The organism is Arhodomonas sp. KWT2 (genome assembly GCF_041949875.1).
GTDB classification, from domain to species: domain Bacteria; phylum Pseudomonadota; class Gammaproteobacteria; order Nitrococcales; family Nitrococcaceae; genus Arhodomonas; species Arhodomonas aquaeolei.
This window is the reverse complement of the sequence record NZ_JBHFPQ010000051.1, coordinates 126,930-148,683: the sequence shown is the minus strand read 5'-3', so window position 1 is coordinate 148,683 and position 21,754 is coordinate 126,930. Positions and strand designations below refer to the sequence as shown.

Below are 21,754 nucleotides of genomic sequence, written 5' to 3'. Positions count from 1 at the left end.
GCATCGTCCGCACGGCGTTACCTATTACGTCCCTGGCATCTATTGTAAAGTGCTCAGCTTCGCGACCAGCCTCAAGGCCCCGGACGATGACCGATTTCCGTATTGCCGCGTCCATCCTCTCAGCGGACTTCGCGCGCCTCGGCGAGGAGGTGGACGACGTCCTCGCCGCCGGCGCGGACATGGTCCACTTCGACGTCATGGACAACCATTACGTGCCGAACCTCACCTTCGGCCCCGTGGTCTGCCAGGCGCTGCGCCGCCATGGCGTCACCGCGCCCATCGACGTCCATCTCATGATCAGGCCCGTGGACCGTATCGTCCCGGACTTCGCCGCGGCGGGGGCGAGCTGGATCACCTTTCACCCCGAGGCGAGCGAACACGTCGATCGCACGCTCCAGCTCATCCGCGATGAGGGCTGCCGTGCGGGGCTGGTGTTCAACCCGGCGACGCCGCTGGACTGCCTGCCCTGGGTCATCGACAAGGTGGACATGGTGCTGATCATGTCCGTGAACCCCGGCTTCGGCGGCCAGGCCTTCATCCCGCGTTCGCTGGACAAGCTCCGTGCGGCGCGGCGGATCATCGACGAGAGCGGCCGCGATATCCGCCTCGAGGTCGATGGCGGGATCAAGGCGGCGAACATCGCCGACGCGGCGGCGGCCGGTGCGGACACCTTCGTCGCCGGCTCGGCGATCTTCGGTGCGCCGGACTACGCCGGGGCGATCGGCGAGATGCGCCGCCGGCTCGCCGAGGGGGGCGCATGAGCCTGTCCCGGCCGCGGGCCGTGCTCTTCGATCTGGACGGCACGCTCGTGGACAGCGCGCCGGATATCGCCACCGCCGTGGACCGCCTGCTCGCCGAGCTCGGCCGCGAGCCCGTGGGCGAGGCGCTGGTCCGTCACTGGGTGGGCAACGGCGCCCGGCGCCTGGTTGCGCGGGCGCTCGCCGGCCGGCGCGGGATCGACGGGGAGCCGGCGGGCACGGAGGCGGCCCTGGCGCGGTTCCTGGTCCTCTACCGCGAGCGGCTGGTCGAGCGGACCACGATCTATCCGGGGGTGATCGAGCTCCTCGACGCCCTGGCCGCAGCGGGTATCCCCGTGGCGGTGGTGACGAACAAGCCCGAGGGGCTGGCGCGGCCGCTGCTGGAGACCCTGGGCCTGGCGGCGCGTTTCGGCGCCGTGGTCGGCGGCGATACCCTGGCCGAGAAGAAGCCGGCCCCCGCGCCGCTGGCCCATGCCGCCGGGATCCTGGGGGTGGCGCTGGCGGACTGCCTGATGGTGGGCGATTCGCTCACCGACGTGTCCGCGGCCCGCAATGCGGGGATCCCGGTCGCCTGTGTGCCCTATGGCTATCGGGAAGGGGATGCTATCTTTGAGGCTCGTCCCGAGGCGGTGGTCGACACGCTGGCCGACCTGCCGCCCCTGATCGGTATCGCACAGGCGCATGAGACAGCAGGATCGACCGTCACTGACAAGGCACAGGCGCACCGGCATGGCTGAGGCCGTCGCCGGAGAGGCCCTCGTGGGCACGGTCCGCCGCCCCTTCGTAGTGACGGCGCGTCCGCGCTGCATGGCGGTCACCACGGCGCTCGACCCCCGGCATCGATGGCGAGGCTGGCACATCGCAACCCAGACGCCATTGTCCGAGTTTACCAATGCCGGTGGTGACCATGGAGCAGACCCAGTTTCAGGAGCTGGCCCGATCGGGCTGTAACCGAATCCCCCTCGTGCGCGAGGTCCTCGCCGACCTCGACACGCCGTTGTCGACCTATCTCAAGCTCGCCGAGGGCCCCGGGAGCTTTCTCTTCGAATCCGTGCAGGGCGGGGAGAAGTGGGGGCGCTATTCCATCATCGGGCTGCCCGCCCGGGTGCAGTACCGCATCACCGGGTACCGCCTCGAGACCCGGGTGGACGGTGAGGTGCGTTCCACCGAGACGCTGGATGACCCCCTGGCGTGGGTGGAGGCCGAGCACGCCCGGGTGACGGCCGCGCCGCCGCCGGAGTTCCCGCACATGCCGCGCTTCCTCGGCGGGCTGGTGGGCTACTTCGGCTACGACACCGTGCGTTACATCGAGCCGCGCCTCGGCGAGTGCCCCAACCCGGACCCCCTGGGTGCGCCGGATATCGCGCTGATGGTCGCCGAGGAGGTGCTGGTCTTCGACAACCTTGCCGGCAAGCTGTACGTGGTGGTCAACGCCGACCCGGCCGAGGCGGATGCCTGGGAGCGGGCGCAGGCCCGGCTCGACGGGATCGCGGAACGCCTGCGCGCCACCGAGCTCGCCTACCGCACCGGGCGGGCGCCGCGGGAGGTCGAGGAGGAGGATTTCACCTCCAACCCCGGCCAGGTGGACTTCGAGGATGGCGTGGAGCGCATCCGCGAGTACATCGCCGCCGGTGACTGCATGCAGGTGGTGCCCTCACAGCGCATGACCGCCGGTTATCACGGCCGCCCGCTGGACCTCTACCGGGCGCTGCGGTGCACGAACCCCTCACCGTACATGTACTTCCTCGATCTCGGTGACTTCCAGGTCGTGGGCTCCTCGCCGGAGATCCTCGCCCGGGTGGAGGACGGCGAGGTCACGGTGCGCCCGCTCGCGGGTACCCGCCGGCGCGGGCGCAACGAGGCGGAGGACCGCGAGCTGGAGACCGAGCTGCTCGCCGACCCCAAGGAGCGCGCCGAGCACCTCATGCTCATCGACCTCGGCCGTAACGACATCGGCCGGGTCTGCGAGACGGGGAGCGTGCGGGTCACCGACCAGATGGCGATCGAGCGCTACTCCCACGTCATGCACATCGTCTCCAACGTCAGCGGCCGGCTGCGTTCCGGGCTCTCGCCCATGGACGTGCTGCGCGCCACCTTTCCGGCGGGCACCCTGTCGGGGGCGCCGAAGATCCGCGCCATGGAGATCATCGACGAGGTGGAGACGGTCAAGCGCGGGGTCTACTCCGGCGCCGTCGGCTACCTTTCCTGGTCCGGCAACATGGATACCGCCATCGCCATCCGCACCGCGGTGGTCAAGGACGGCGAGGTCCACGTGCAGGCAGGGGCCGGCGTGGTCCACGACTCCGTCCCCCGCCTGGAGTGGGAGGAGACCCTAAACAAGGGCCGCGCGCTGTTCCGCGCCGTGGCCATGGCCGAAGCCGGCCTGGACAGCTGAGGGCGCCACCATGCTGCTGATGATCGACAATTACGACTCGTTCACCTGGAACCTGGTGCAGTACCTCGGCGAGCTCGGTGCGGAGGTGGCGGTCCATCGCAACGACGCCATCTCCGTGGCGGATATCGAGCGGATGGCGCCGGAGCGCATCGTGATCTCCCCCGGTCCGTGCACGCCGGACGAGGCCGGCATCTCGCTGGACGTGGTCCGCCGCTTTGCCGGACGCGTGCCGCTGCTCGGCGTCTGCCTCGGCCACCAGGCCATCGGCCAGGCGTTCGGGGCCCGGGTGGTGCGTGCCGGGCGGGTGATGCACGGCAAGACCTCGGCGGTGCACCACCGCGGCCGGGGCGTGTTCGCCGGTCTGCCCAACCCCATGGAGGCGACCCGCTATCATTCCCTGGTGCTGGAGCGCTCGAGCCTGCCGCCGTGCTTCGAGGTCACGGCGTGGAGCGAGAACGAGGACGGCAGTATCGAGGAGATCATGGGCGTGCGCCACGTGAGCCTGGACGTCGAGGGGGTGCAGTTCCATCCCGAGTCCATCCTCACGGCGGCGGGCCACGACCTGCTGCGCAATTTCCTGGAGCGCCCCGCCCGGGCGGCTTGAATCGAGGAGTCCGAGATGAACATACAGGAAGCGATCCGGGCGGTGATGGACCGCCGGGATCTCGGCTACGACGAGATGACCGCCGTGATGCGCCAGATCATGACCGGCGAGGCGACCAACGCGCAGATCGGCGGCTTCCTGGTCGGGCTGCAGATGAAGCGCGAGAGCGTCCCGGAGATCGCCGCGGCGGCGGGGGTCATGCGTGAGCTGGCCACCAAGGTGCGTGTCGAGGGCGACGCCCTGGTCGACATCTGCGGCACCGGCGGCGACGGCGCCGACCTGTTCAACGTCTCCACCGGGGCGATGTTCATCGTCGCCGCCGCGGGGGGGCGGGTCGCCAAGCACGGCAACCGCTCGGTGTCCTCCTCCTCCGGCAGCGCGGACCTGCTCGAGGCCGCCGGGGCGAAGCTCGACCTCGATCCCGAGGCGGTGGGCGAGTGCGTCGACCGCGTGGGGGTGGGCTTCATGTTCGCGCCCAGGCACCACAGCGCCATGCGTCACGCCGTGGCCGCGCGCCGGGAGATGGCGGTGCGCACGATCTTCAACCTGCTCGGGCCGCTGACCAACCCGGCCGGGGCGCGACGCCAGCTCCTCGGCGTGTTCGCCGATCACTGGGTCCGGCCGGTGGCGGAGGTGCTCCAGCGTCTCGGCAGCGAGCGGGTCATGGTGGTGCACTCCGAGGACGGCCTCGATGAGGTGAGCATCGCCGCGCCCACCCACGTCGCCGAGCTCGACGATGGCGTGATCCGCGAGTACACGATCCGCCCGGAGGACTTCGGCCTCGCCAGCGCGTCGCTGGACGCGGTCAAGGTGCACACGGCGGTGGAGAGCCTGGACATCATCCGCCGCGTCTACGCCGGCGAGCCCGGGCCGGCGGCGGACATGCTCTCGCTCAACGCCGGGGCGTCTATCTACTGCGCCGGACTGGCCGACAGTGTCGAGGCCGGCGTGGAGCGCGCCCGCGCCGTGCTCGCCGATGGCGCCGCCGGCCGCCGGCTGGAAGAGTTCGTCCACTACACCAACCGCTTCTAGTGACGGAGGGCGCGATGGCGGAGCAGCGAGACATCCCCGACATCCTCAAGCGCATCCTCGAGCGCAAGGCGGAGGTGGTCGCCGAGCGTGGCGAGCAGGTGGGCATGCAGGCGTTCCGCAACCGCCTGGAGCACGCACCGGCGCCGCGGGGGTTCGCGGCGGCCCTGGCCGGCGAGATCGCCGCCGGCCGCTGCGGCGTGATCGCCGAGATCAAGCGCGCCTCCCCGAGCAAGGGCGTCATCCGCGACCCCTTCGACCCGGTGGAGATCGCCCGCAGCTACGAGCGCGGCGGCGCGACGTGCCTGTCCGTGCTCACCGACGAGGACTTCTTCCAGGGTTGTGACCGGTACCTGGAGCAGGCCCGGGAGGCCACGGCGCTGCCGGTGCTGCGCAAGGACTTCATCATCGACCCGTACCAGGTCTACGAGGCCCGGGCGCTGGGGGCGGACTGCATCCTGCTGATCGTCGCCGCACTCGGCGACACCCGGCTGGCCGAGCTTCACGGGCTCGCCGGCGAGCTCGGCATGGACTGCCTGGTGGAGGTGCACACCGCGGAGGAGCTGGAGCGGGCGCTGCGCCTGCGCCCGGCGCTGCTCGGTATCAACAACCGGGACCTGCACACCTTCGAGACGGATATCCGCACCACCGTCGAGCTCTGCGATGCAATCCCGCCGGAGGTGGTCCGGGTGACGGAGAGCGGGATCCACACCCGTGAGGAGGTGGACTACATGCGCCGTCACGGCGTGCACGGGTTCCTGGTAGGCGAGGCGTTCATGCGTGTGCCCGAGCCGGGCGAGAAGCTCGCGGAGCTGTTCGGCGCCGGCTGATCGCGTGCGCCGGACGCGGCGCGCGACCATTCTGCCCCGCCGGCCCGTTCCGGGAAGGGCGCGGTGGACGGCGGCCGCCCGCCATGCCGTTCGCCGGCCGTGGCGGTGCGGTCAGCGGGTGTTGTGGATCACCATGGTCTTGCCGCTGACCGCGATCAGGCCGCGCTCCTCGAGGTCCTTGAGCACACGGCCGACCATCTCCCGGGAGCAGCCCACGATCCGGCCGAGCTCCTGGCGGGTGATGCGGATCTGCATGCCGTCCGGGTGGGTCAGCGCGTCCGGCTCCCGGGCCAGGTCGAGGAGCGTGCGCGCGATCCGACCGGTCACGTCGAGGAAGGCCAGGTCATGCACCTTCGCGCTGGTGCGGCGCAGCCGGTCCGCCATCTGCCCGGCGAGCAGGAACAGCAGCTGCGGATCCTCCTCGGCGGCCTGGCGGAACCGCGCGTAGCTGATCTCGGCGAGCTCGCAGTGCGTACGCGTGCGCACCCAGGCACTGCGTGTGCTGGTGCCCCCGAACAGCCCCATCTCCCCGAAGAAGTCCCCGGCGTTGAGATAGGAGAGCACCAGCTCGTGGCCGCTGTCGTCATCCATGAGCACGCTCACCGATCCCTCGATGATGTAATACAGTGCGTCCGCCTGGTCACCGGCGTAGATCACCACCGTCTTGGGTGGATAGCGCCGCCGATGGCAGTGCGAGAGCAGATTCTGAATCGGGAGCTCGCTGTCCGTAACCGCTCGTACCATGCTGGTGCAACCTGGCCGTTGAATGGCGGGATCACCATAAGCGATGTGTAGATCATTGTGAATAAGTTCGCAAGTCTTGAGCGTGGATGCACAGCGGAGCCTGTTTGGCGGGGTATTCTGGTGGTATACTAAAAGATTACCCACAGAAAACCGCATTTTCTGGCGCCCTGAATCCGGGCGGCGAGGGCAGGAGCGCACGATGGGCATGCACGCGACGGTGAGCTGGCTCGGCAAGATGGCCTTTCGCGGCGAGACGGGCAGCGGTCACGAGGTCGTGGTCGACGGCCCGCCGGACCTGGGCGGCGAGGATCGCGGCGCCCGTCCCATGGAACTGATGCTGCTCAGCCTCGGGAGTTGTTCGGCGGTGGATGTCGTCCATATCCTCCGGAAAGGGCGCCATGACGTCGTCGACTGTGTGGTCGAGGTGAACGGCGAGCGGGCCGAGCAGCCGCCGAAGGTGTTCACCCGCATCCACCTGCACTACCGCGTGGTCGGGCGTGACCTGCGTGAATCGGTGGTCGCGCGCGCGGTGTCATTGTCCGCGGAGAAATACTGCTCGGCCTCGCTGATGCTCAGTCAGGCTGCCGAGATCACCCATGATTTCGAGGTGGCGCAGCCCTAGAGCCAGCGTCCCCGCCCGGGGGTTGCCGGGTGATATAGCCATATCATGTGTGAACCGTCGTCTCAGGAGGGCGCAAATTTGGCGGAGTCGAAGCAGCGCGTGAAGCTCTACGGGTTCAACAACCTGACCAAGTCGCTGAGCTTCAACATCTATGATGTCTGCTACGCGGACTCGCCGGGCCAGCGCCAGGCCTATATCGAGTACATCGACGAGGTCTATAACGCCGAGCGGCTGACCCAGATCCTCACCGGTGTGTCCGACATCATCGGTGCGAACATCCTCAATATCGCGCGCGAGGACTACGAGCCCCAGGGCGCGAGTGTCACCCTGCTCATCTCCGAGGAGGACGGTGACAGCGACGACGGCACCTACGTCACCGCGCCGGCGTCGCCCGGGCCGTTGCCGGAGACCGTGCTAGGCCACCTCGACAAGAGCCACATCACCGTACACACGTATCCGGAGAGCCATCCCCATCGCGGGGTGAGTACCTTCCGGGCGGATATCGATGTGTCCACCTGTGGGCTGATTTCACCGCTGAAGGCGCTGAACTACCTGATCCATTCGTTCGACTCGGACATCGTGACGATGGATTACCGCGTGCGTGGGTTCACCCGCGACGTGGAGGGGCGCAAGCACTTCATCGACCACGAGATCAACTCGATCCAGAACTACCTGGCCGAGGACACCCTGAGGCGCTATCACACCATCGACGTGAACGTCTTCCAGGAGAACATGTTCCACACCAAGATGCTCCTCAAGGACTGGGACATCGACGACTACCTCTTTGGGCAGCGTTCCGCCGACCTCACCCCGGAGCGTCGGGACGAGATCCGCCGCCAGCTCCGCCGGGAGATGAGCGAGATCTTCTCCGGGCGGAACCTCTCGCCGGACCAGGAGGTGTGACGCCGGCGCGCCACCACGACTGATGATTGCGCCCGCGCGCGAAGCGCGGGCGCAATTCGTAATGGCGGGAACCGGCCCGTTCAGAGGCGGTAAGTGGTCGCCGTCATCACCCGCGAGGTCAGACGCATCACTGCCTTTATCGGGCGGGGCAGCTCGCGGGCGCCGGCTTCCACCGCCATCCCCGCGTGCTCGCCCTCGTCCGTGCGCATCTGTTCAACGATCGCGCGGCTGCGGACGTCCGCGTCCGGCAGGTGCCCCAGGTGGCCGCTCAGGTGGGTGACGACCTGGCGCTCGGTCTCCGCGAGGAAACCGAGGCTCCAGCGGTCGCCGGCAGTGCCGGCGGCAATCCCCATTGCCAGCGACCCGAGGTAGAAGGCCGGGTCCAGCAGGCTCGTGCGGCTGTCCAGCTCCGTGAGCCGGGTGCGGCACCACACCAGGTGGTCGTTCTCCTCGTCCGCCGCGCGCTCCATCTTCTGACGGATCGCCGGGTCGCGTGCGGTCAGTGCCTGGCCCTGGTAGAGGGCCTGGGCGCAGACTTCGCCACAGTGGTTGACCCGCATCAGTCCGGCGGCGTGTCGGCGTTCGGCGTCGGAGAGCGCTCCCTCCTCGACACCTTTCGCCGGGTAGAGCCGGCCCGTGGTGGGCGGGTTGCCGAACACCGTGCGCAGCGCCTGGTCGAGATGGGCGACAAGCCGGTCCGCGGGCGTGTAGTGGCGTGCGTGCATGGCGGCGCTCCCTGTCTGCAGCGTGCGGTGGCCGTTATTCTACGCCCGGCGCCCGGCGCTTTCAGCGGGGCGGTTGACACGCGCGCCGTCGCGGCCGAAAATCTCGCGCCATCGAACGCGGTGTCCCGGGCAGCGGGGCCGCGTATTGTATTCGTTTCCCAACGAGTGGTTGTGGTCGGCTCCGGCGTCGGTTAGAATCGCCGGTCTTTTGATGGACGCGACTGCTTCGGAGATCAGCTTCGATGAAGACCTTCAGCGCCAAACCCGCTGACGTCAAGCGTGACTGGTACGTGGTGGACGCCGCGGGCAAGACCCTGGGCCGCCTTGCCTCGGAAGTCGCGTATCGTCTGCGCGGCAAGCACAAGCCCGAGTTCACGCCCCATGTCGACACCGGCGACTACATCGTCGTGATCAACGCGGACAAGGTGGCGGTCACCGGGCGCAAGCGCCGTGACAAGACCTATTTCCGCTTCACCGGCTACGTCGGCAACGGCAAGACCTTCACGTTCGAGGAGCTCCAGAACCGCTCCCCCGAGAGCATCATCGAGCTCGCGGTCAAGGGCATGATGCCGAAGGGCCCCCTCGGCCGGCAGATGCTCAAGAAGCTCAAGGTCTACGCCGGTGCCGAGCATCAACACCACGCGCAGCAGCCCCAGGCCCTCGAGGTCTGAGTCCGGCGAGTCGCGCTGAAGGACGGAAGTTAGAGAATCATGGCAGCACAGCAGTTTTACGGTACCGGTCGACGCAAGACCTCCAGTGCGCGGGTTTTCCTGCGCCCGGGTAATGGCCAGATCACCGTCAACGGCCGCGATCTGGACGAGTACTTCGGCCGCGAGACGGCGCGTATGATCGTGCGTCAGCCGCTGGAGCTCACCGAGACTTCCGGCCAGTTCGACATCTATGTTACGGTCAACGGCGGCGGTTCGACGGGTCAGGCGGGCGCGATTCGCCACGGCATCACCCACGCGCTGACCCGTTACGACGAGGAGCTCAAGCCGACCCTTCGTCGTGCCGGTTACGTCACCCGTGACGATCGCATGGTCGAGCGCAAGAAGATCGGCCTGCACAAGGCGCGTCGGGCGACTCAGTTCTCGAAGCGCTAAAGACGGTTTCATTGGGGGATCGTCTAGTGGTAGGACAGCGGACTCTGACTCCGTCAACCTAGGTTCGAATCCTAGTCCCCCAGCCAACAGAAAGGGCCTGCAGCGACGCTGCAGGCCCTTTTTCTTTGTGGCCGGGCTGTGCGAGTTCGGTCACCGGTGGGGATGCGGTTCCATTCGCTCAGCTGTGCGTGTTCGCCAGGCTATCGATTCGTTGAGGCAGACGGTTCACGCATCCATCCCCGCCGGTGTTAACCTGTACCGAAAGGGTAACTTTCGTTCCGGGCGCATCATCCTGTCATGGCAGGGGCCCGGGCGGGGACGGGGAATAAGATGTCCGAGCTGGTCACCCCACAGGGCTTTCCGCCGGCGACCGGCCCGCTGGTGGACCGTTTCGAGCGGAGCAAGCACAAGCTGCGTCTCTCGCTCACTGATCGCTGTAACTTCCGCTGCCACTACTGCATGCCGGAGGATCCGGAGTGGCTGCCGCGCGAGCAGCTGCTCTCGTTCGAGGAGTTCGAGCGGGTGTCGCGGGTGTTCATCACCCGGCTCGGCATCGACCGTATCCGCCTGACCGGTGGCGAGCCGCTGATGCGGCGGGGCGTGTCCGGCTTCGTCGCCCAGCTCAACGGGCTGCGCGAGCTCGGCCTGGAGCGCATCTCGATGACGAGCAACGGCGTGCCGCTGCGTCGCCACGCCGCGGATCTGGCGGCCGCCGGGCTGGACGACATTAATATCAGCATCGACTCCATCGACCCGGAGCGCTTCCGCCGCATGACCGGCGGCGGTGAGCTGGACACGGTGCTGGCGGGTATCCGTGCCGCGCGGGACGCCGGCCTGGGGATGAAGCTCAACGCGGTAGTGATCCGCGGCGACAACGAGGACGACATCGTGCCGCTCACCGAGTGGGCGATGGGCGAGGGCGTGCCGCTGCGGTTCATCGAGTTCATGCCGCTGGACGCCCGGGGCGGCTGGCAGCCCCAGCGGGTGGTGCCGGAGCGCGAGATCATCGATCGGCTCGCCGAGCGCCACTCGGTCGAGGCGACGCCGCGCACCCGCGAGCCGGCGACCTATTACCGCGTCGACGGGGGGTACAGCCTGGGCGTGATCTCCACCGTTTCCAACCCGTTCTGCGCCACCTGTGACCGGGTCCGCGTGACCGCGACCGGCGAGATCTACCCCTGCCTGTTCTCGCCGATGAACACCGACCTCAAGACCCCGCTGCGCGACGGTGCCAGTGACGACGACCTCGAACACGTCATCCGCGGCGCGGTCTGGCGCAAGGGCAAGGGCTTCGCCGAGAGCGCGGGCTACGTCCAGCGCGCGATCACGATGCACGGTCTGGGAGGATAGCGCGGCATGGAGCTGGAGCTGCATGGCGTCCTCTCTGAGGCCGCCGGCCGGGAGCGGATGGAACTGGGCGTGGCGCCCGGCGACCGGGTGGCGGACGTGCTGGAACGCCTTGGGACGGAGATCCCCGAGCTGGCCCCCCATCTGCCCCGGGTTGCGTGCGCCGTCGGCGATACGCTGGTACCGCGGGGGACGGTGCTGGAGGGCGGCGAGCGGCTGGCGCTGCTGCCGCCGGTGAGCGGAGGCTGAGGCGATGACGCATCTGACCGAGACGCCCCTGTCCCTCGCTGACGTGCTCGCCGAGACCGACGACCCGCGCTGTGGCGCCCTCGTGGTCTTCGAGGGCGTGGTGCGCGACCACCACGACGGCCGCGGCGTGAGCGCGATGGAATACACTGCCTACGCCCCGCTGGCCCGGCGGGAGCTGGCCGATCTCGAGGCCGAGACCCGGGAACGCTTCGGCGTGCCGGTCTGCCGGATCGTCCACCGTACCGGCCGGCTGGAGATCGGTGAGGCGAGCGTGCTCGTCGTCGTGCGCGCCCCGCATCGCGGCGACGCCTTCGACGCCGCGCGCTACGCCATAGACACCCTCAAGCAGCGCGTACCGATCTGGAAGCACGACTTCTTCGACGATGGCGGTGCCGCCTGGCAGGACGGCACCAGCCTCGGCGAGCGCGCGGAGGACAGGGGAGGCTCGCAGTGATTCCGATCGAGGAGGCCCTCGCCGCCTGCGCGCGGACCACGCCGGTGATGCCGGTGGAGACCGTGGCGGTACCGGATGCCCGCGGTTCGGTGCTCGCGGAGGACGTGGCCAGCGCGCTGATGCTTCCGCCGTTCACCCAGAGCGCAATGGACGGCTATGCCGTGCGGGCGGCCGACCTGGCGGCGGCCGCCGAGGGCGCGCCGGTGCGGCTGCCGCTCGCCGGCGAGGTCGCCGCCGCTGTCCAGTCCGGGACGCCGCGGCTGTCGCCGGGACAATGCATGCGTATCTTCACCGGCGGCCTGGTGCCGGAGGGCGCGGACGCCGTCGTCCGCCAGGAGGTCGTCGAGGCCGCCGAGGGCGAGGCCGTGTTCACCGGACCCGTGGCCGAGGGCAACAACATCCGCGGGCGCGGTGAGGAGCTGCCCCGTGGCACGCCGCTGCTGTCTGCCGGCGAGCGGCTCTCCGCCGCCCGGGTCGCCGCCCTGGCCGCCGCCGGTATCGACCGCGTGGCGGTGCGCCGGGTGCCGCGGGTCCGCGTACTGGTCACCGGCGACGAGGTGGTGCCCGCCGGCGCGGACCTGCCCGCGGGGGCCGTGCCGGACGCCAACGGCCCGATGCTCGCCGGCTGGCTCGCCGAGCGCGGGGTGACGGACGTCGTCGTGCGCTATGTCCACGACGAGGCCGGGGCCGTGCGCGAGGCGATGGCCGAGGCCCTGGAGACGGGCGACATCGTGGTGAGCACCGGCGGCGTGTCCGTTGGCGAGCACGACCTGGTCATCCCGACAGCGCGGGCGCTCGGTGTCGAGGAGGTCTTCTGGCGGGTCCGGCAGAAGCCCGGCAAGCCGCTGTTCCTGGGCGTGAATGCCGCCGGCGTGCCGCTGCTCGGCCTGCCGGGCAACCCGGCGGCGACCCTGGTGGGGGCCGCGGTCTACCTGCGCCGGATGCTGGATGTCGCCCAGGGCATGAGCGATCCCGGGCCACGCTGGCGCCCGGGGGTCACCGCCGCCGAACTGCCGGGGGACAGTGCCCGGGCCTGCTGGGTGCGCGTCAGCCGGGGCATGGACGAGGCGGCCCGGGTCACGGTCACGCCCGCGGCCCACCAGGCCTCGCACATGCTGAGCAACCTCTGCGTGGCGGACGCGATAGTGCACGTGCCCGCGGGGGAGACCGCGGTGCCTGCGGGGCGGATCGTCCAGTGGCTGCCCATCGACGGCGGTGCGTAGCGGCCCGCTGACACCGCGCTGCTAGCGCCGGAACAGCCAGACGAGGATGCTGACCACCACGCTCACCAGGATCGACGTGGTGACGGGGAAGTAGAACGTGAATCCCTCCCGGCGCACGAGGATGTCGCCGGGCAGCCGCCCCAGCCCCAGGCGGTCCAGCCACGGCCAGACCAGCCCGAGCACCAGCAGTGCGATCCCGAGCCCGATCAGCAGGCGCTGCACCGTCGTCTCCCCGCGCTCAGGCGGTAATGGTCTCGACGCCGTTGTCGGCGGCGAGCAGCAGCACGTCGGCCCGGCGCTGCGCGAAGATCCCCACGGTCACCACCCCGGCAATGTTGTTGATGGTGCGCTCCATCTCGATCGGTTTGGTGATGGTGAGGTTGTGCACGTCGAGGATGACGTTGCCGTTGTCGGTGATGAAGCCGCGCCGAAGCTCCGGCTGGCCGCCGAGGCCCACGAGCTCCCGGGCGACATAGCTGCGCGCCATGGGGATGACCTCCACCGGCACGGGGAATCCGCCGAGCATGTCCACGCGCTTGGAGGCGTCGGCGATGCACACGAACTGCTTCGCCACCGCGGCGACGATCTTTTCACGGGTGAGGGCGCCGCCGCCGCCCTTGATCATCTGCAGGTGGCGGTTGATCTCGTCGGCGCCGTCGACGTAGACCGGCAGGTCATCGACGTCGTTGAGCTCCCGGACGTCGATACCCGCCGCGCGCAGCCGCTCGGTGCTGGCATCCGAGCTCGATACCGCGCCCCTGATACGTCCGCCGATCCCGGCGAGCCCGTCGATGAAGTGGTTGACCGTCGAGCCGGTGCCGACACCGACGATACTGCCCTCGGGGACATAGGAAATCGCGGCGCGGGCCGCCTGTGCCTTGAGCTCGTCCGGGTCCATGGCCGTCTCCGGTGATTGCGTTGTCCCGGCATGATAGCCCCCGCTCCGGCGGTGGCAAAGCCTTCGTCTGGCCTCGTCCCACGGGCGCGCTGTAGACTGTAGCACTTGACTTTCAAGGAGCGTCACGGGCCCGGAATGAAGGCATACCTGCAGCAGATCCTCACCGCGAGCGTCTACGACGTCGCCCGCCAGACGCCGCTCGACGAGGCGGCGAACCTCTCCAAACGGCTTGGTAACCGGGTCTTCCTCAAGCGCGAGGATCTCCAGCCCGTCTTCTCGTTCAAGATTCGTGGCGCCTACAACAAGATCGCCCAGCTCTCGGCGGAGGATCTCGAACGTGGTGTGATCTGCGCCTCTGCGGGCAATCATGCCCAGGGCGTGGCGCTGTCGGCGCAGCGCCTGGGCATCAAGGCCACCATCGTGATGCCGCGCACCACGCCGGGTATCAAGGTCAACGCGGTGCGCAATCTCGGCGGCCGCGTGGTCCTCCACGGCGACGGCTTCGACGAGGCCAAGGCCCACGCGGACAAGCTCGTGGCCGAGCGCGGCATGACCTACATCCCGCCCTTCGACGATCCGCAGGTGATCGCCGGCCAGGGGACCTGCGGTATGGAGATCCTCTCCCAGCACCCCCGGCCCCTGGACGCGATCTTCGTGCCGGTGGGCGGCGGCGGGCTGATCGCCGGGATCGCCGCCTACGTCAAGCAGCTCCGCCCGGACGTCAAGGTGATCGCCGTCGAGCCGGAAGACGCGCCCACGCTGCATCACGCCATGCGTGCCGGCCAGCGCGTCACCCTGGAGGAGGTCGGGATCTTCGTCGACGGCGTGGCGGTGCGCCAGATCGGCGAGCACCCGTTCGAGGTCGCGAAGGAGTTCGTCGACGACTGCGTGCTGGTCTCCACCGACGAGGTCTGCGCCGCGATCAAGGACATCTTCGACGACACCCGCTCGGTGATGGAGCCCGCCGGGGCCCTGGGCGTCGCGGGGCTCAAGAAGTACGTCGCCGAGCATGGCATCGAGGACCAGACCCTGGTGGCGGTGAACTCCGGTGCCAACATGAACTTCAGCCGCCTCTCTCACGTCGCCGAGCGCGCCGAGGTGGGCGAGCACCGCGAGGCGGTCTTCGCGGTGACCATCCCGGAGCGGCCGGGCAGCTTCCGCGAGTTCTGCGAGACCATCGGCAACCGCGCGGTCACGGAGTTCAGCTACCGCTATGCCGATGCGGACAACGCCCACGTGTTCGCGGGGATCGGCCTCAATGACGGCCAGGCCGAGCGCGACGCGGTCCTCGGGGACCTGCGCGAGCAGGGCTACGACGTCCTCGACCTCACCGACGACGAGATGGCCAAGGTCCACCTGCGCCACATGGTCGGCGGTCGCGGCAAGAACGTCACCGACGAGATCCTCTACCACTTCGAGTTTCCGGAGCGCCCGGGAGCACTGCTGAAGTTCCTGCGCCGGCTCGGCAAGCGCTGGAACATCTCCATGTTCCACTACCGCAACCACGGTGCCGATTACGGCCGCGTGCTGGTGGGCATCCAGGTGCCGGAGGCCCAGCGCGAGCGCTTCCGCGAGAGCCTGGACAAGCTCGGCTATCCCTACCGGGACGAGAGCGGGAATCCGGGCTACCGGCTGTTCCTCAGCTAATGTCCCGGAACGGGGCGCGGCCCCGTTCGTGATGCCGGCGGGGGCGCCCGCCGATCGTCTCCCGTGCCGGGGCTGTGTCCACCGGCGCTGAGACGTCCTGGCGGCATGTGCGCTGGCGTGCCGGCCCCGCTCACGGTGGCCATTCCAGGTCCAGCCACACCGCGCGGTGGTCCGAGCTCACCACCCGCCGGCCGTCGCCCACGAGCTCGTGACCGGGCGATTCCGGCGCCGGCCAGTACACGCCGGCGTCCCCTACGGTCAGTTGCCGGTCCGGCAGGCAGTAGTCCACGCGCAGCCCGAAACCGCCGGCGGCGAGGGTGTGCAGCGCCGGATCGCCGTCCCCCGGCGCGGCACGCGCCGCGCCACCGGCACTGCGGGGGGCCGGATCCTGCAGGGCCGGGTGGTGGCGCAGGGCGTCGATCATGGCGGCCTCGCCGTTGCCGTCGTGCGGGTCCGCGTTGAGATCGCCGAGCAGCACCACCGGGGCGTCGTCCGGGCGGCCGCCGCGCTCGCCCCTGTCGTCGACGATGTAGTCGGCGCCATCGAGGTAATCCCGCCACAGGCGCAGCTCGTCGTGGTTACGGCAGTGATTGCGGCGCTCCGGGCCGTCGAAGGCCGGGGGCGTCGGGTGGCTCGCGAGCAGGCGCAGTCTGTGGCCGCCGACGTCGAGGGGGACGTCCCAGTGGCTCTTGGAGGACAGGGGCAGCCGCGCCAGCGCGGCGGGCGTATACCACGGTCCCGCGGTCTCCGGATCCCGGGGCAGCCATGCCCCTGGCACGTCCCGCCACAGCAGGCGCCGCAGGGTGCGTGCGCCGGCGGCGATCGGGTGACGGGAGAGCAGCGCCATCCCGTACTGGCCGGGGAACGCACCGAAGCCGAGCGCATCGGTGGGGCCGTCGCTGCGCCCGTCGCGGTCCAGGTCCAGGCCGGAGGGGACGCCGGTGTTCACCGGTGCGGTGAAGGCGTGGGGTAGCGTCAGCGGCGGTTCCGGGACGTCGGCACCGGCGAGGTAGTCCCGGCGGAAGCGCGCGAGGGCGGTTCCGGAGGGACTGTAGTCGAGCTCGTTGAGCAGCAGCACGTCCGGCTGCAGGTGGCGCAGGATGCGGGCGACGGCCAGTGCCTGGGCGTCGCCGGCGGTCAGGTCCGCGGCGAGGCCGCCGGGCGTGCGCCGGCTGAGGGCGGCATTGAAGGTGACGATGCGTAGCCGCATTCGCTCGGCGGCGCCCCGTGGCGCCGCAGCCCGTCAGGCGCGGCCGGCGTCGAAATCGGTGGGCGCGTGGAAGTACTCGCTGCTGCGCGCCATCTCCTCGACCATGCGCAGCAGTTCCTGCAGGCGCAGGTCCGCCGTGCACAGTGGGCTGCAGTCCTCGCACTGAGGGTCGCCGCAGGGCTGTCGGGCGTAGAGCCAGTACTGCACCGCGCCGGCGAGCAGGCCGTCGGCGAGATCCCAGAGATCCGCCTCCTGGTCCGCGTCCGCAAGATGGTTACCGAGGTCCACCGCCTGGGCGGCGGCCTTTTCGTAAGGCGTTTCTGCCGTGCTCATTCGTCGTGCTTTAGTCCATCGTTCCCGGTGCGGCCAGTGTAACAGCACCGGCACCGGCACGACGTCCCGCCGTCGGGCACGCGCGGGTGCCGTCGGGCACCCGAGCGTGGGTTGAGACCGGCTCACTCGGGCATGAGCACGGTGTCGATGACATGGATGACGCCGTTGCTGGCGGTGATGTCCGCCTTGATCACACTGGCGGAGTCGTTGATGCGCAGCGTGCCATCCTCCACTGCCAGCATCAGCCGGCCGCCCTGGGCCGTCGCGGCGCTGTCCGCCGCCATCGCGTCCTCCGCCATCACCATGCCCGGAACCACGTGGTAGGTCAGGATGGCCTGCAGCTTCTCCCTGTTGGCGGGTTCGAGCAGGGTGTCCACGGTCCCGTCGGGCAGCTTCGCGAAGGCGTCATCGGTCGGTGCGAACACGGTGAAGGGACCCTCGCCCCGGAGCGTGTCCACGAGGTCGGCGGCCTTCAGTGCCGTGACCAGGGTCTGGAACTGTCCGGCCCCGGCGGCGACGTCGACGATATCGCCGGCGTCGTTCATGCCGTGTTCGGAGGCGTTGGCGGCAAGCCCGGGAACCAGCGAGACAAGGGCGGCGAGCAGGAGCGATCGGAGCGTCTTCATGGCCTTTCCTCCCGGAGGGCACTTGGGTGACACCCTTTATGTAGACCTTTTGTATAGATAATGAAGAGGTTTCGGATGAACGGTCCCCTGTCCGCCCTTCGCGCTTTAGCGATATGATGATCACCGGATAACCGGTGCAGCGGAGAATGGTTTGGCTTCCATCTTTTCGAGTATCGAGGCGCCCATCGGTGCCCGCCTGTCAGACGTGATCGCCGAGCAGATCGAGCGGTGTATCGTCGACGGTGAGCTGCGCCCCGGCGATGCGCTGCCGGCGGAGCGCGAGCTCGCCCGTCAGCTGAGTGTCTCGCGGCCGTCGCTGCGTGAGGCACTGCTCAAGCTCGAGGCGCGCAAGATACTCGCATTGCGCCGCAATGCCGGCTACACGGTGGCGGAGGTCACCGCGCCCAGCCTTACCGACCCGCTGCTGCACCTCATGGAGAGTCACGGCAAGGCGCTCGCGGACGTGCTCGAGCTCCGTCAGGGCCTGGAGACCATGGCGGCGGGGCTCGCGGCGATGCGTGCGAGCACCGCCGACATCGAGCGCATGGCGGAGGCCGCCGAGGCGATGGAGCAGGCCCATCAGGACGGCGATGCGGCGCTGGCTGCGGAGTGGGACGCCCGCCTTCATCTGGCTGTCGCCGAGGGGGCGCACAATCTGGCGCTTGCGCACGTCATGCGTGGCATGTTCTCGGTCATGCGCGAGCATGTACGCCGGGCGCGTGAGGCGCTGTTCACGCGCCACGATGCCGAGGCGAATCTGCGCGAGCAGCACCGTGCCCTGGTCGAGGCGATCCGTGCCCACGACCCGGATGCCGCGGTGCGTGCCGTTGAGGACCACTTGCGTTTCGTGCGCGAGGGGATCTACGCCCCGGACCGCTGAGGCACGCGGGGCGGCCCCTATACTGTGCCGGTCAATCGCGCCGTGGGCGCCGAATTCCCGGAGGTTTCATGCTGCATGCATTCGAGCTGCAGGAAGGCATCCTCAGTGCCATCCCGGAAGACGACGAGGGCCGCGTCGAGCTCTCGCGAGCGATGTGGATCGATCTCATCGATCCCGACGACAGCGAGCGCGCCCAGGTCGAGCGGCTCTACCGCCAGGACCTCCCCGATGTGGAGGACGTCGAGGAGATCGAGGCCAGCGCCCGCTACTACGAGGACCAGGACGGGCTGCACGTGCACTCGCTGTTCCTCCAGGACATCGACGGGCGCCCGACCAGCACGACGGTGGCGTTCATCCTCAGCGGTCACCGCCTGTTCACCCTGCACGAGCACAGTCTCTCGGTGTTCCGGCTGCTGCGCCTGCGTGCCCGCCGCGAGCCGGATCTCGCCGAGGACGAGACCTCGCTGCTGCTCGGGCTCTTCGAGACCAAGGTCGAGAACCTCGCGGACCGGCTGGAGCGGGTGCATACGGAGCTCGAACGGGTGAGTGCCCAGGTCCTCGCCGACGAGGACGACGTCGACCTGGAGGGGGCGATCGACGAGCTAACCCGTCAGGAGGACATCAACGGCAAGATCCGGCTCTGCCTGATGGACACCCAGCGGGCGCTGACCTTCCTGCTGCGCCGCGGCCGGCTCAACACCGAGAACCGCGAGTGGGTGCGCGAGCTGCTGCGCGACGTGGACTCGCTGCTGCCGCACAACCAGTTCCTGTTCGAGAAGGTCAACTTCCTGATGGACGCGGCGATCAGCTTCATCAACATCGAGCAGAACCAGATCATCAAGATCTTCTCCATCGCCGCCGTGGTCTTCCTGCCCCCGACCATGGTGGCGAGTATCTACGGCATGAACTTCCGCGTCATGCCGGAGCTCGACTGGACGTTCGGCTACCCGTTCGCGCTCATGCTGATGGTGCTCGCCGGCGTTGCCCCCTACGTCTACTTCAAGCGCAAGGGCTGGCTCTGATCCCGCCGGCGCACCCGGGGAGGGCCCGGAGCGCGGGGCGGGCGTTGCGCCGCGGCGCTCAGCCGAGCTCGAAGCCCGTGCCGTCCGGGCCGTGACGGTGGCGCAGTAGCAGTCGGCGCAGCCAGACCTCGGCCGGGTGGCTGCCCGCCGCCAGTGCCAGCCCCGCCTCAGTGCCGGTCCAGCGTGCCGTGTCGTGCTCGGCGCTCAGTCGCAGTGCGTCCGGGTCCGCCGCCCGGCAGCGGTAGATCACGCCGATCAGCTCGGTGTGCACCGACGGTGGTCCCCGGTGGAAGTGGCTGGTACCGATCAGCGCGGTGGCCGTTACGGTAAGGCCGGTCTCCTCATGGACCTCCCGGTGCAGCGCGGTCTCGAAGCCCTCGCCCTGCTGAAGACGGCCGGTGACGCACTCCCAGACGCCCGGCGCGTAGTCGCGGCCGGCGGCGCGGCGCATCAGCAGCACGTGGCCGGCGTCGTTCTCGATCAGTGCGGCGACGCCGCCGAGGAACCGCCCCGGCGTGCTCACGAGCCCTCGTCCCGCCCGAGCTGTGGCGGCAGGGGGGAGGGGTCCCCTGCCGCCGGCGGTTCCGGCGGCGGCTCCGATGCACCGCGGCCCGTGACGGCCCGGAAGACCCGGCGGAGCCCGCGCCAGATGCGCGGCAGCAGCCAGACCGCCAGGGCGGCGAATCCCGCCAGCAGGACCAGGAAGATGACCGGATGATAAAGGGCGAGCCACAGGCCGCCGAAGACGGCGACGTCCTCGGTCACCGACGCGGTCCAGTTGCTCACCGGCTCCGGGGAGAGGTTGATCACGGCGCGTCCGCCGGATTTCACGGCGTGGCTGCCGGCGGCGACGCCGCCGCCCACCAGGCCTGCGGCGATCTGCGCCGCGGGGGAGACGTCCCCCACCGCCGCGGCGGCAAGCACCGCGCCCGCGGGCAGGCGGATGAACGTGTGCAGGGCGTCCCAGCCGGTGTCCACGCCCGGCGTCTTGTCGGCCACGAACTCCACCATGTACATGAACGCCGCGGCGGTGAGCACGAGCGGGTCGGCGACGATCTCCAGCGACGGTGGCAGGCTCACGTGCCCGAGCTGGTGCATGACGCCGAGCCCGAGGATCGCCGCGTAGAGATTGATGCCGCTTGCCCAGCCGACGCCGAGGGTCAGGGCGATGGTGGCGGTGAGCTGCTCCAGGCCGGTCATTGCTCGGTGCTCCTCGTGGCGGGGTCATCCGCCGCGCGTCAGGGTCTGCCGGGCAGTATACGCCTGTGGTGCGAACGCCCGTCACGGGTGCCCGGCCCGGCGGTCCGTGCGCACCGGTACGGCCCGCCCGCGGCGCTGTCGCCGGGCGGGGACGTCCTTCCGGACAAGGTGCCGGGCGCGGCGTTCCTAGGTCTGCAGCCGCCGGCGTGCCAGCGCGCACGCCAGCCAGATCGCGGCGGCCGCGTAGGCGGCGATCACCAGCAGGTGCAGCGGGATCAGTGACGGCCACGTGCCGGTCATCAGCGGCCGTACCAGTGCCACCACGTGGGCCAGTGGCAGGGCCATCGCCCCCCGGGCGACCGCGTCCGGCAGCTCCGAGAGGGGGAAGAACACGCCGGAGACGAGCATCATCGGGGTGATGACGAGGGTGAAGTAGTAGAGGAAGAAGTCGTAGCTGCGCGACACGGTGGTGACGATCATGGCCAGACCGGCGAAGCACAGGCCGGCGAGGAGCACCACGGGGAGAACGAGTACCGCGCTCCAGCCGCCGGCGAGGCCGAGCATCAGGGTCACCGCCAGGATCGCGGTGGCGTTGATCAGCGCCTTGGTGGCCGCCCAGGCGATCTCGCCGATCACCACGTCGTCCACGGACAGGGGGGCATTGAGCATCGCCGCCCAGGTCTGCTGCATCGTCAGGCGCGTGTAGGCGGAGTACAGGGCCTCGAAGGTGGCGCCCATCATCGCGCTGGAGCAGACGATGCCGGTGGCGAGGAAGGCCATGTAGCCCAGTCCCTCGACCTCGCCCACCAGCCGGCCGAGGCCGTAGCCGAGCACCAGCAGATAGAGCAGCGGATCGGCGAAGTTGCCGAGCAGCGAGGGCACGAGGAGCTTGCGCCAGACCAGGAAATTGCGCTGCCACACCGGCATGAACCGTGGGCTCAGCCGCGGGGCC

27 protein-coding genes and 1 tRNA gene are annotated in these 21,754 nt (G+C 69.5%); 18 read left to right on the top strand and 10 right to left on the bottom strand.

Annotated features, from left to right (window positions below; translation table 11 throughout):
- The first annotated feature begins 86 nt into the window (after positions 1 to 86).
- The 6 genes from rpe (at position 87) to trpC (ending at position 5,616) form a co-directional block, all read left to right on the top strand.
- Positions 87 to 761, top strand: a complete 675-nt coding sequence (rpe, locus tag ACEZHJ_RS16100; protein ID WP_163139021.1) for a ribulose-phosphate 3-epimerase — start codon at positions 87 to 89, stop codon at positions 759 to 761.
- Positions 758 to 1,495 (top strand): phosphoglycolate phosphatase, encoded by a 738-nt coding sequence (locus ACEZHJ_RS16095; protein WP_163139022.1) that lies wholly within the window; start codon positions 758 to 760, stop codon positions 1,493 to 1,495. The genes rpe and ACEZHJ_RS16095 overlap by 4 nt, the downstream gene beginning before the upstream one ends.
- Before the next feature lie 170 nt (positions 1,496 to 1,665).
- Complete coding sequence (trpE, locus tag ACEZHJ_RS16090) at positions 1,666 to 3,153, top strand: anthranilate synthase component I (protein WP_375036702.1); 1,488 nt, start codon at positions 1,666 to 1,668, stop codon at positions 3,151 to 3,153.
- A 10-nt stretch (positions 3,154 to 3,163) separates the two neighbouring features.
- Positions 3,164 to 3,757, top strand: a complete 594-nt coding sequence (locus ACEZHJ_RS16085) for an aminodeoxychorismate/anthranilate synthase component II (RefSeq protein ID WP_163139023.1) — start codon at positions 3,164 to 3,166, stop codon at positions 3,755 to 3,757.
- Positions 3,758 to 3,772: 15 nt separating this feature from the next.
- Positions 3,773 to 4,789 carry an anthranilate phosphoribosyltransferase gene (trpD, locus tag ACEZHJ_RS16080; protein WP_163139024.1) on the top strand — a complete coding sequence of 339 codons (1,017 nt, stop codon included), beginning with the start codon at positions 3,773 to 3,775 and terminating at the stop codon, positions 4,787 to 4,789.
- Positions 4,790 to 4,803: 14 nt separating this feature from the next.
- On the top strand, positions 4,804 to 5,616 hold the full coding sequence (gene trpC / locus ACEZHJ_RS16075; protein WP_163139025.1) for an indole-3-glycerol phosphate synthase TrpC: 813 nt from the start codon (positions 4,804 to 4,806) through the stop codon (positions 5,614 to 5,616).
- Positions 5,617 to 5,727: 111 nt separating this feature from the next.
- Here trpC and crp read toward each other — a convergent pair whose 3' ends face one another.
- Complete coding sequence (gene crp / locus ACEZHJ_RS16070) at positions 5,728 to 6,360, bottom strand: cAMP-activated global transcriptional regulator CRP (protein ID WP_163139026.1); 633 nt, start codon at positions 6,358 to 6,360, stop codon at positions 5,728 to 5,730.
- 205 nt (positions 6,361 to 6,565) lie between these two features.
- Here crp and ACEZHJ_RS16065 point away from each other — a divergent pair, with 205 nt between their 5' ends.
- Complete coding sequence (locus ACEZHJ_RS16065) at positions 6,566 to 6,982, top strand: OsmC family protein (RefSeq protein ID WP_163139049.1); 417 nt, start codon at positions 6,566 to 6,568, stop codon at positions 6,980 to 6,982.
- Between the two features lie 78 nt (positions 6,983 to 7,060).
- Positions 7,061 to 7,885, top strand: a complete 825-nt coding sequence (speD, locus tag ACEZHJ_RS16060; protein ID WP_018716437.1) for an adenosylmethionine decarboxylase — start codon at positions 7,061 to 7,063, stop codon at positions 7,883 to 7,885.
- 80 nt (positions 7,886 to 7,965) lie between these two features.
- Here the strand turns inward: speD and coq7 are convergent, their stop codons facing one another.
- Positions 7,966 to 8,610, bottom strand: a complete 645-nt coding sequence (gene coq7 / locus ACEZHJ_RS16055) for a 2-polyprenyl-3-methyl-6-methoxy-1,4-benzoquinone monooxygenase (protein WP_163139027.1) — start codon at positions 8,608 to 8,610, stop codon at positions 7,966 to 7,968.
- 242 nt (positions 8,611 to 8,852) lie between these two features.
- On the opposite strand from coq7, the gene rplM reads away from it, so the two are divergent.
- The 7 genes from rplM to glp all read left to right on the top strand — a co-directional run bounded on the left by rplM (position 8,853) and on the right by glp (position 12,986).
- Positions 8,853 to 9,281: a 50S ribosomal protein L13 gene (gene rplM / locus ACEZHJ_RS16050; RefSeq protein ID WP_163139028.1), complete on the top strand. Its 429-nt coding sequence runs from the start codon at positions 8,853 to 8,855 to the stop codon at positions 9,279 to 9,281.
- A gap of 39 nt (positions 9,282 to 9,320) precedes the next feature.
- Positions 9,321 to 9,713 carry a 30S ribosomal protein S9 gene (rpsI, locus tag ACEZHJ_RS16045; protein ID WP_018716434.1) on the top strand — a complete coding sequence of 131 codons (393 nt, stop codon included), beginning with the start codon at positions 9,321 to 9,323 and terminating at the stop codon, positions 9,711 to 9,713.
- Between the two features lie 12 nt (positions 9,714 to 9,725).
- Positions 9,726 to 9,799, top strand: a tRNA-Gln gene (locus tag ACEZHJ_RS16040).
- Between the two features lie 244 nt (positions 9,800 to 10,043).
- Positions 10,044 to 11,063 (top strand): GTP 3',8-cyclase MoaA, encoded by a 1,020-nt coding sequence (gene moaA / locus ACEZHJ_RS16035; protein ID WP_163139029.1) that lies wholly within the window; start codon positions 10,044 to 10,046, stop codon positions 11,061 to 11,063.
- A 6-nt stretch (positions 11,064 to 11,069) separates the two neighbouring features.
- Complete coding sequence (locus ACEZHJ_RS16030; protein ID WP_163139030.1) at positions 11,070 to 11,309, top strand: MoaD/ThiS family protein; 240 nt, start codon at positions 11,070 to 11,072, stop codon at positions 11,307 to 11,309.
- Between the two features lie 4 nt (positions 11,310 to 11,313).
- Positions 11,314 to 11,763 (top strand): molybdenum cofactor biosynthesis protein MoaE, encoded by a 450-nt coding sequence (locus tag ACEZHJ_RS16025; protein ID WP_163139031.1) that lies wholly within the window; start codon positions 11,314 to 11,316, stop codon positions 11,761 to 11,763.
- Complete coding sequence (gene glp, locus ACEZHJ_RS16020) at positions 11,760 to 12,986, top strand: gephyrin-like molybdotransferase Glp (RefSeq protein WP_163139032.1); 1,227 nt, start codon at positions 11,760 to 11,762, stop codon at positions 12,984 to 12,986. The genes ACEZHJ_RS16025 and glp overlap by 4 nt, the downstream gene beginning before the upstream one ends.
- Before the next feature lie 21 nt (positions 12,987 to 13,007).
- Here glp and ACEZHJ_RS16015 read toward each other — a convergent pair whose 3' ends face one another.
- Together ACEZHJ_RS16015 and rpiA are read right to left on the bottom strand one after the other, a co-directional pair.
- Positions 13,008 to 13,208 carry a DUF2905 domain-containing protein gene (locus tag ACEZHJ_RS16015; RefSeq protein ID WP_163139033.1) on the bottom strand — a complete coding sequence of 67 codons (201 nt, stop codon included), beginning with the start codon at positions 13,206 to 13,208 and terminating at the stop codon, positions 13,008 to 13,010.
- A 16-nt stretch (positions 13,209 to 13,224) separates the two neighbouring features.
- Positions 13,225 to 13,884 carry a ribose-5-phosphate isomerase RpiA gene (gene rpiA, locus ACEZHJ_RS16010; RefSeq protein WP_163139034.1) on the bottom strand — a complete coding sequence of 220 codons (660 nt, stop codon included), beginning with the start codon at positions 13,882 to 13,884 and terminating at the stop codon, positions 13,225 to 13,227.
- 135 nt (positions 13,885 to 14,019) lie between these two features.
- Between rpiA and ilvA the strand changes: the two genes are divergently transcribed.
- Complete coding sequence (gene ilvA / locus ACEZHJ_RS16005; protein ID WP_018716427.1) at positions 14,020 to 15,531, top strand: threonine ammonia-lyase, biosynthetic; 1,512 nt, start codon at positions 14,020 to 14,022, stop codon at positions 15,529 to 15,531.
- Between the two features lie 130 nt (positions 15,532 to 15,661).
- Here ilvA and ACEZHJ_RS16000 read toward each other — a convergent pair whose 3' ends face one another.
- The 3 genes from ACEZHJ_RS16000 to ACEZHJ_RS15990 form a co-directional block, all read right to left on the bottom strand.
- On the bottom strand, positions 15,662 to 16,741 hold the full coding sequence (locus ACEZHJ_RS16000) for an endonuclease/exonuclease/phosphatase family protein (protein ID WP_163139035.1): 1,080 nt from the start codon (positions 16,739 to 16,741) through the stop codon (positions 15,662 to 15,664).
- Between the two features lie 33 nt (positions 16,742 to 16,774).
- The gene (locus tag ACEZHJ_RS15995) at positions 16,775 to 17,074 is read right to left on the bottom strand and encodes a hypothetical protein (RefSeq protein ID WP_163139036.1); all 300 of its coding nucleotides are present in this window, start codon (positions 17,072 to 17,074) and stop codon (positions 16,775 to 16,777) included.
- 122 nt (positions 17,075 to 17,196) lie between these two features.
- A complete protein-coding gene (locus ACEZHJ_RS15990) occupies positions 17,197 to 17,700 on the bottom strand; it encodes a fasciclin domain-containing protein (protein ID WP_163139037.1) in 504 nt (167 codons plus the stop codon).
- Positions 17,701 to 17,851: 151 nt separating this feature from the next.
- On the opposite strand from ACEZHJ_RS15990, the gene ACEZHJ_RS15985 reads away from it, so the two are divergent.
- The gene (locus ACEZHJ_RS15985) at positions 17,852 to 18,580 is read left to right on the top strand and encodes an FCD domain-containing protein (RefSeq protein ID WP_163139038.1); all 729 of its coding nucleotides are present in this window, start codon (positions 17,852 to 17,854) and stop codon (positions 18,578 to 18,580) included.
- A 68-nt stretch (positions 18,581 to 18,648) separates the two neighbouring features.
- Positions 18,649 to 19,602 carry a magnesium/cobalt transporter CorA gene (gene corA / locus ACEZHJ_RS15980; RefSeq protein WP_163139039.1) on the top strand — a complete coding sequence of 318 codons (954 nt, stop codon included), beginning with the start codon at positions 18,649 to 18,651 and terminating at the stop codon, positions 19,600 to 19,602.
- Positions 19,603 to 19,660: 58 nt separating this feature from the next.
- Here corA and ACEZHJ_RS15975 read toward each other — a convergent pair whose 3' ends face one another.
- From ACEZHJ_RS15975 to ACEZHJ_RS15965, 3 genes are all read right to left on the bottom strand, one after another.
- Positions 19,661 to 20,125 carry an NUDIX domain-containing protein gene (locus tag ACEZHJ_RS15975; RefSeq protein ID WP_163139040.1) on the bottom strand — a complete coding sequence of 155 codons (465 nt, stop codon included), beginning with the start codon at positions 20,123 to 20,125 and terminating at the stop codon, positions 19,661 to 19,663.
- Positions 20,122 to 20,802, bottom strand: coding sequence for a DUF4126 domain-containing protein (locus ACEZHJ_RS15970; protein ID WP_163139041.1), 681 nt, complete (start codon positions 20,800 to 20,802; stop codon positions 20,122 to 20,124). Before ACEZHJ_RS15970 ends, ACEZHJ_RS15975 begins: the two co-directional genes overlap by 4 nt.
- A gap of 186 nt (positions 20,803 to 20,988) precedes the next feature.
- Positions 20,989 to 21,729 carry an ABC transporter permease gene (locus ACEZHJ_RS15965; protein WP_163139050.1) on the bottom strand — a complete coding sequence of 247 codons (741 nt, stop codon included), beginning with the start codon at positions 21,727 to 21,729 and terminating at the stop codon, positions 20,989 to 20,991.
- Between the last annotated feature and the right edge of the window lie 25 nt (positions 21,730 to 21,754).

Bases quoted from the DNA above. Each gene is read 5' to 3' on its own strand.
- rpe (WP_163139021.1), top strand. From the start codon at position 87: ATGACCGATTTCCGTATTGCCGCGTCCATCCTCTCAGCGGACTTCGCG.
- ACEZHJ_RS16095 (WP_163139022.1), top strand. From the start codon at position 758: ATGAGCCTGTCCCGGCCGCGGGCCGTGCTCTTCGATCTGGACGGCACG.
- trpE (WP_375036702.1), top strand. From the start codon at position 1,666: ATGGAGCAGACCCAGTTTCAGGAGCTGGCCCGATCGGGCTGTAACCGA.
- ACEZHJ_RS16085 (WP_163139023.1), top strand. From the start codon at position 3,164: ATGCTGCTGATGATCGACAATTACGACTCGTTCACCTGGAACCTGGTG.
- trpD (WP_163139024.1), top strand. From the start codon at position 3,773: ATGAACATACAGGAAGCGATCCGGGCGGTGATGGACCGCCGGGATCTC.
- trpC (WP_163139025.1), top strand. From the start codon at position 4,804: ATGGCGGAGCAGCGAGACATCCCCGACATCCTCAAGCGCATCCTCGAG.
- crp (WP_163139026.1), bottom strand. From the start codon at position 6,360: ATGGTACGAGCGGTTACGGACAGCGAGCTCCCGATTCAGAATCTGCTC.
- ACEZHJ_RS16065 (WP_163139049.1), top strand. From the start codon at position 6,566: ATGCACGCGACGGTGAGCTGGCTCGGCAAGATGGCCTTTCGCGGCGAG.
- coq7 (WP_163139027.1), bottom strand. From the start codon at position 8,610: ATGCACGCACGCCACTACACGCCCGCGGACCGGCTTGTCGCCCATCTC.
- rplM (WP_163139028.1), top strand. From the start codon at position 8,853: ATGAAGACCTTCAGCGCCAAACCCGCTGACGTCAAGCGTGACTGGTAC.
- rpsI (WP_018716434.1), top strand. From the start codon at position 9,321: ATGGCAGCACAGCAGTTTTACGGTACCGGTCGACGCAAGACCTCCAGT.
- moaA (WP_163139029.1), top strand. From the start codon at position 10,044: ATGTCCGAGCTGGTCACCCCACAGGGCTTTCCGCCGGCGACCGGCCCG.
- ACEZHJ_RS16030 (WP_163139030.1), top strand. From the start codon at position 11,070: ATGGAGCTGGAGCTGCATGGCGTCCTCTCTGAGGCCGCCGGCCGGGAG.
- ACEZHJ_RS16025 (WP_163139031.1), top strand. From the start codon at position 11,314: ATGACGCATCTGACCGAGACGCCCCTGTCCCTCGCTGACGTGCTCGCC.
- rpiA (WP_163139034.1), bottom strand. From the start codon at position 13,884: ATGGACCCGGACGAGCTCAAGGCACAGGCGGCCCGCGCCGCGATTTCC.
- ilvA (WP_018716427.1), top strand. From the start codon at position 14,020: ATGAAGGCATACCTGCAGCAGATCCTCACCGCGAGCGTCTACGACGTC.
- ACEZHJ_RS16000 (WP_163139035.1), bottom strand. From the start codon at position 16,741: ATGCGGCTACGCATCGTCACCTTCAATGCCGCCCTCAGCCGGCGCACG.
- ACEZHJ_RS15995 (WP_163139036.1), bottom strand. From the start codon at position 17,074: ATGAGCACGGCAGAAACGCCTTACGAAAAGGCCGCCGCCCAGGCGGTG.
- ACEZHJ_RS15990 (WP_163139037.1), bottom strand. From the start codon at position 17,700: ATGAAGACGCTCCGATCGCTCCTGCTCGCCGCCCTTGTCTCGCTGGTT.
- corA (WP_163139039.1), top strand. From the start codon at position 18,649: ATGCTGCATGCATTCGAGCTGCAGGAAGGCATCCTCAGTGCCATCCCG.
- ACEZHJ_RS15970 (WP_163139041.1), bottom strand. From the start codon at position 20,802: ATGACCGGCCTGGAGCAGCTCACCGCCACCATCGCCCTGACCCTCGGC.
- ACEZHJ_RS15965 (WP_163139050.1), bottom strand. From the start codon at position 21,729: ATGCCGGTGTGGCAGCGCAATTTCCTGGTCTGGCGCAAGCTCCTCGTG.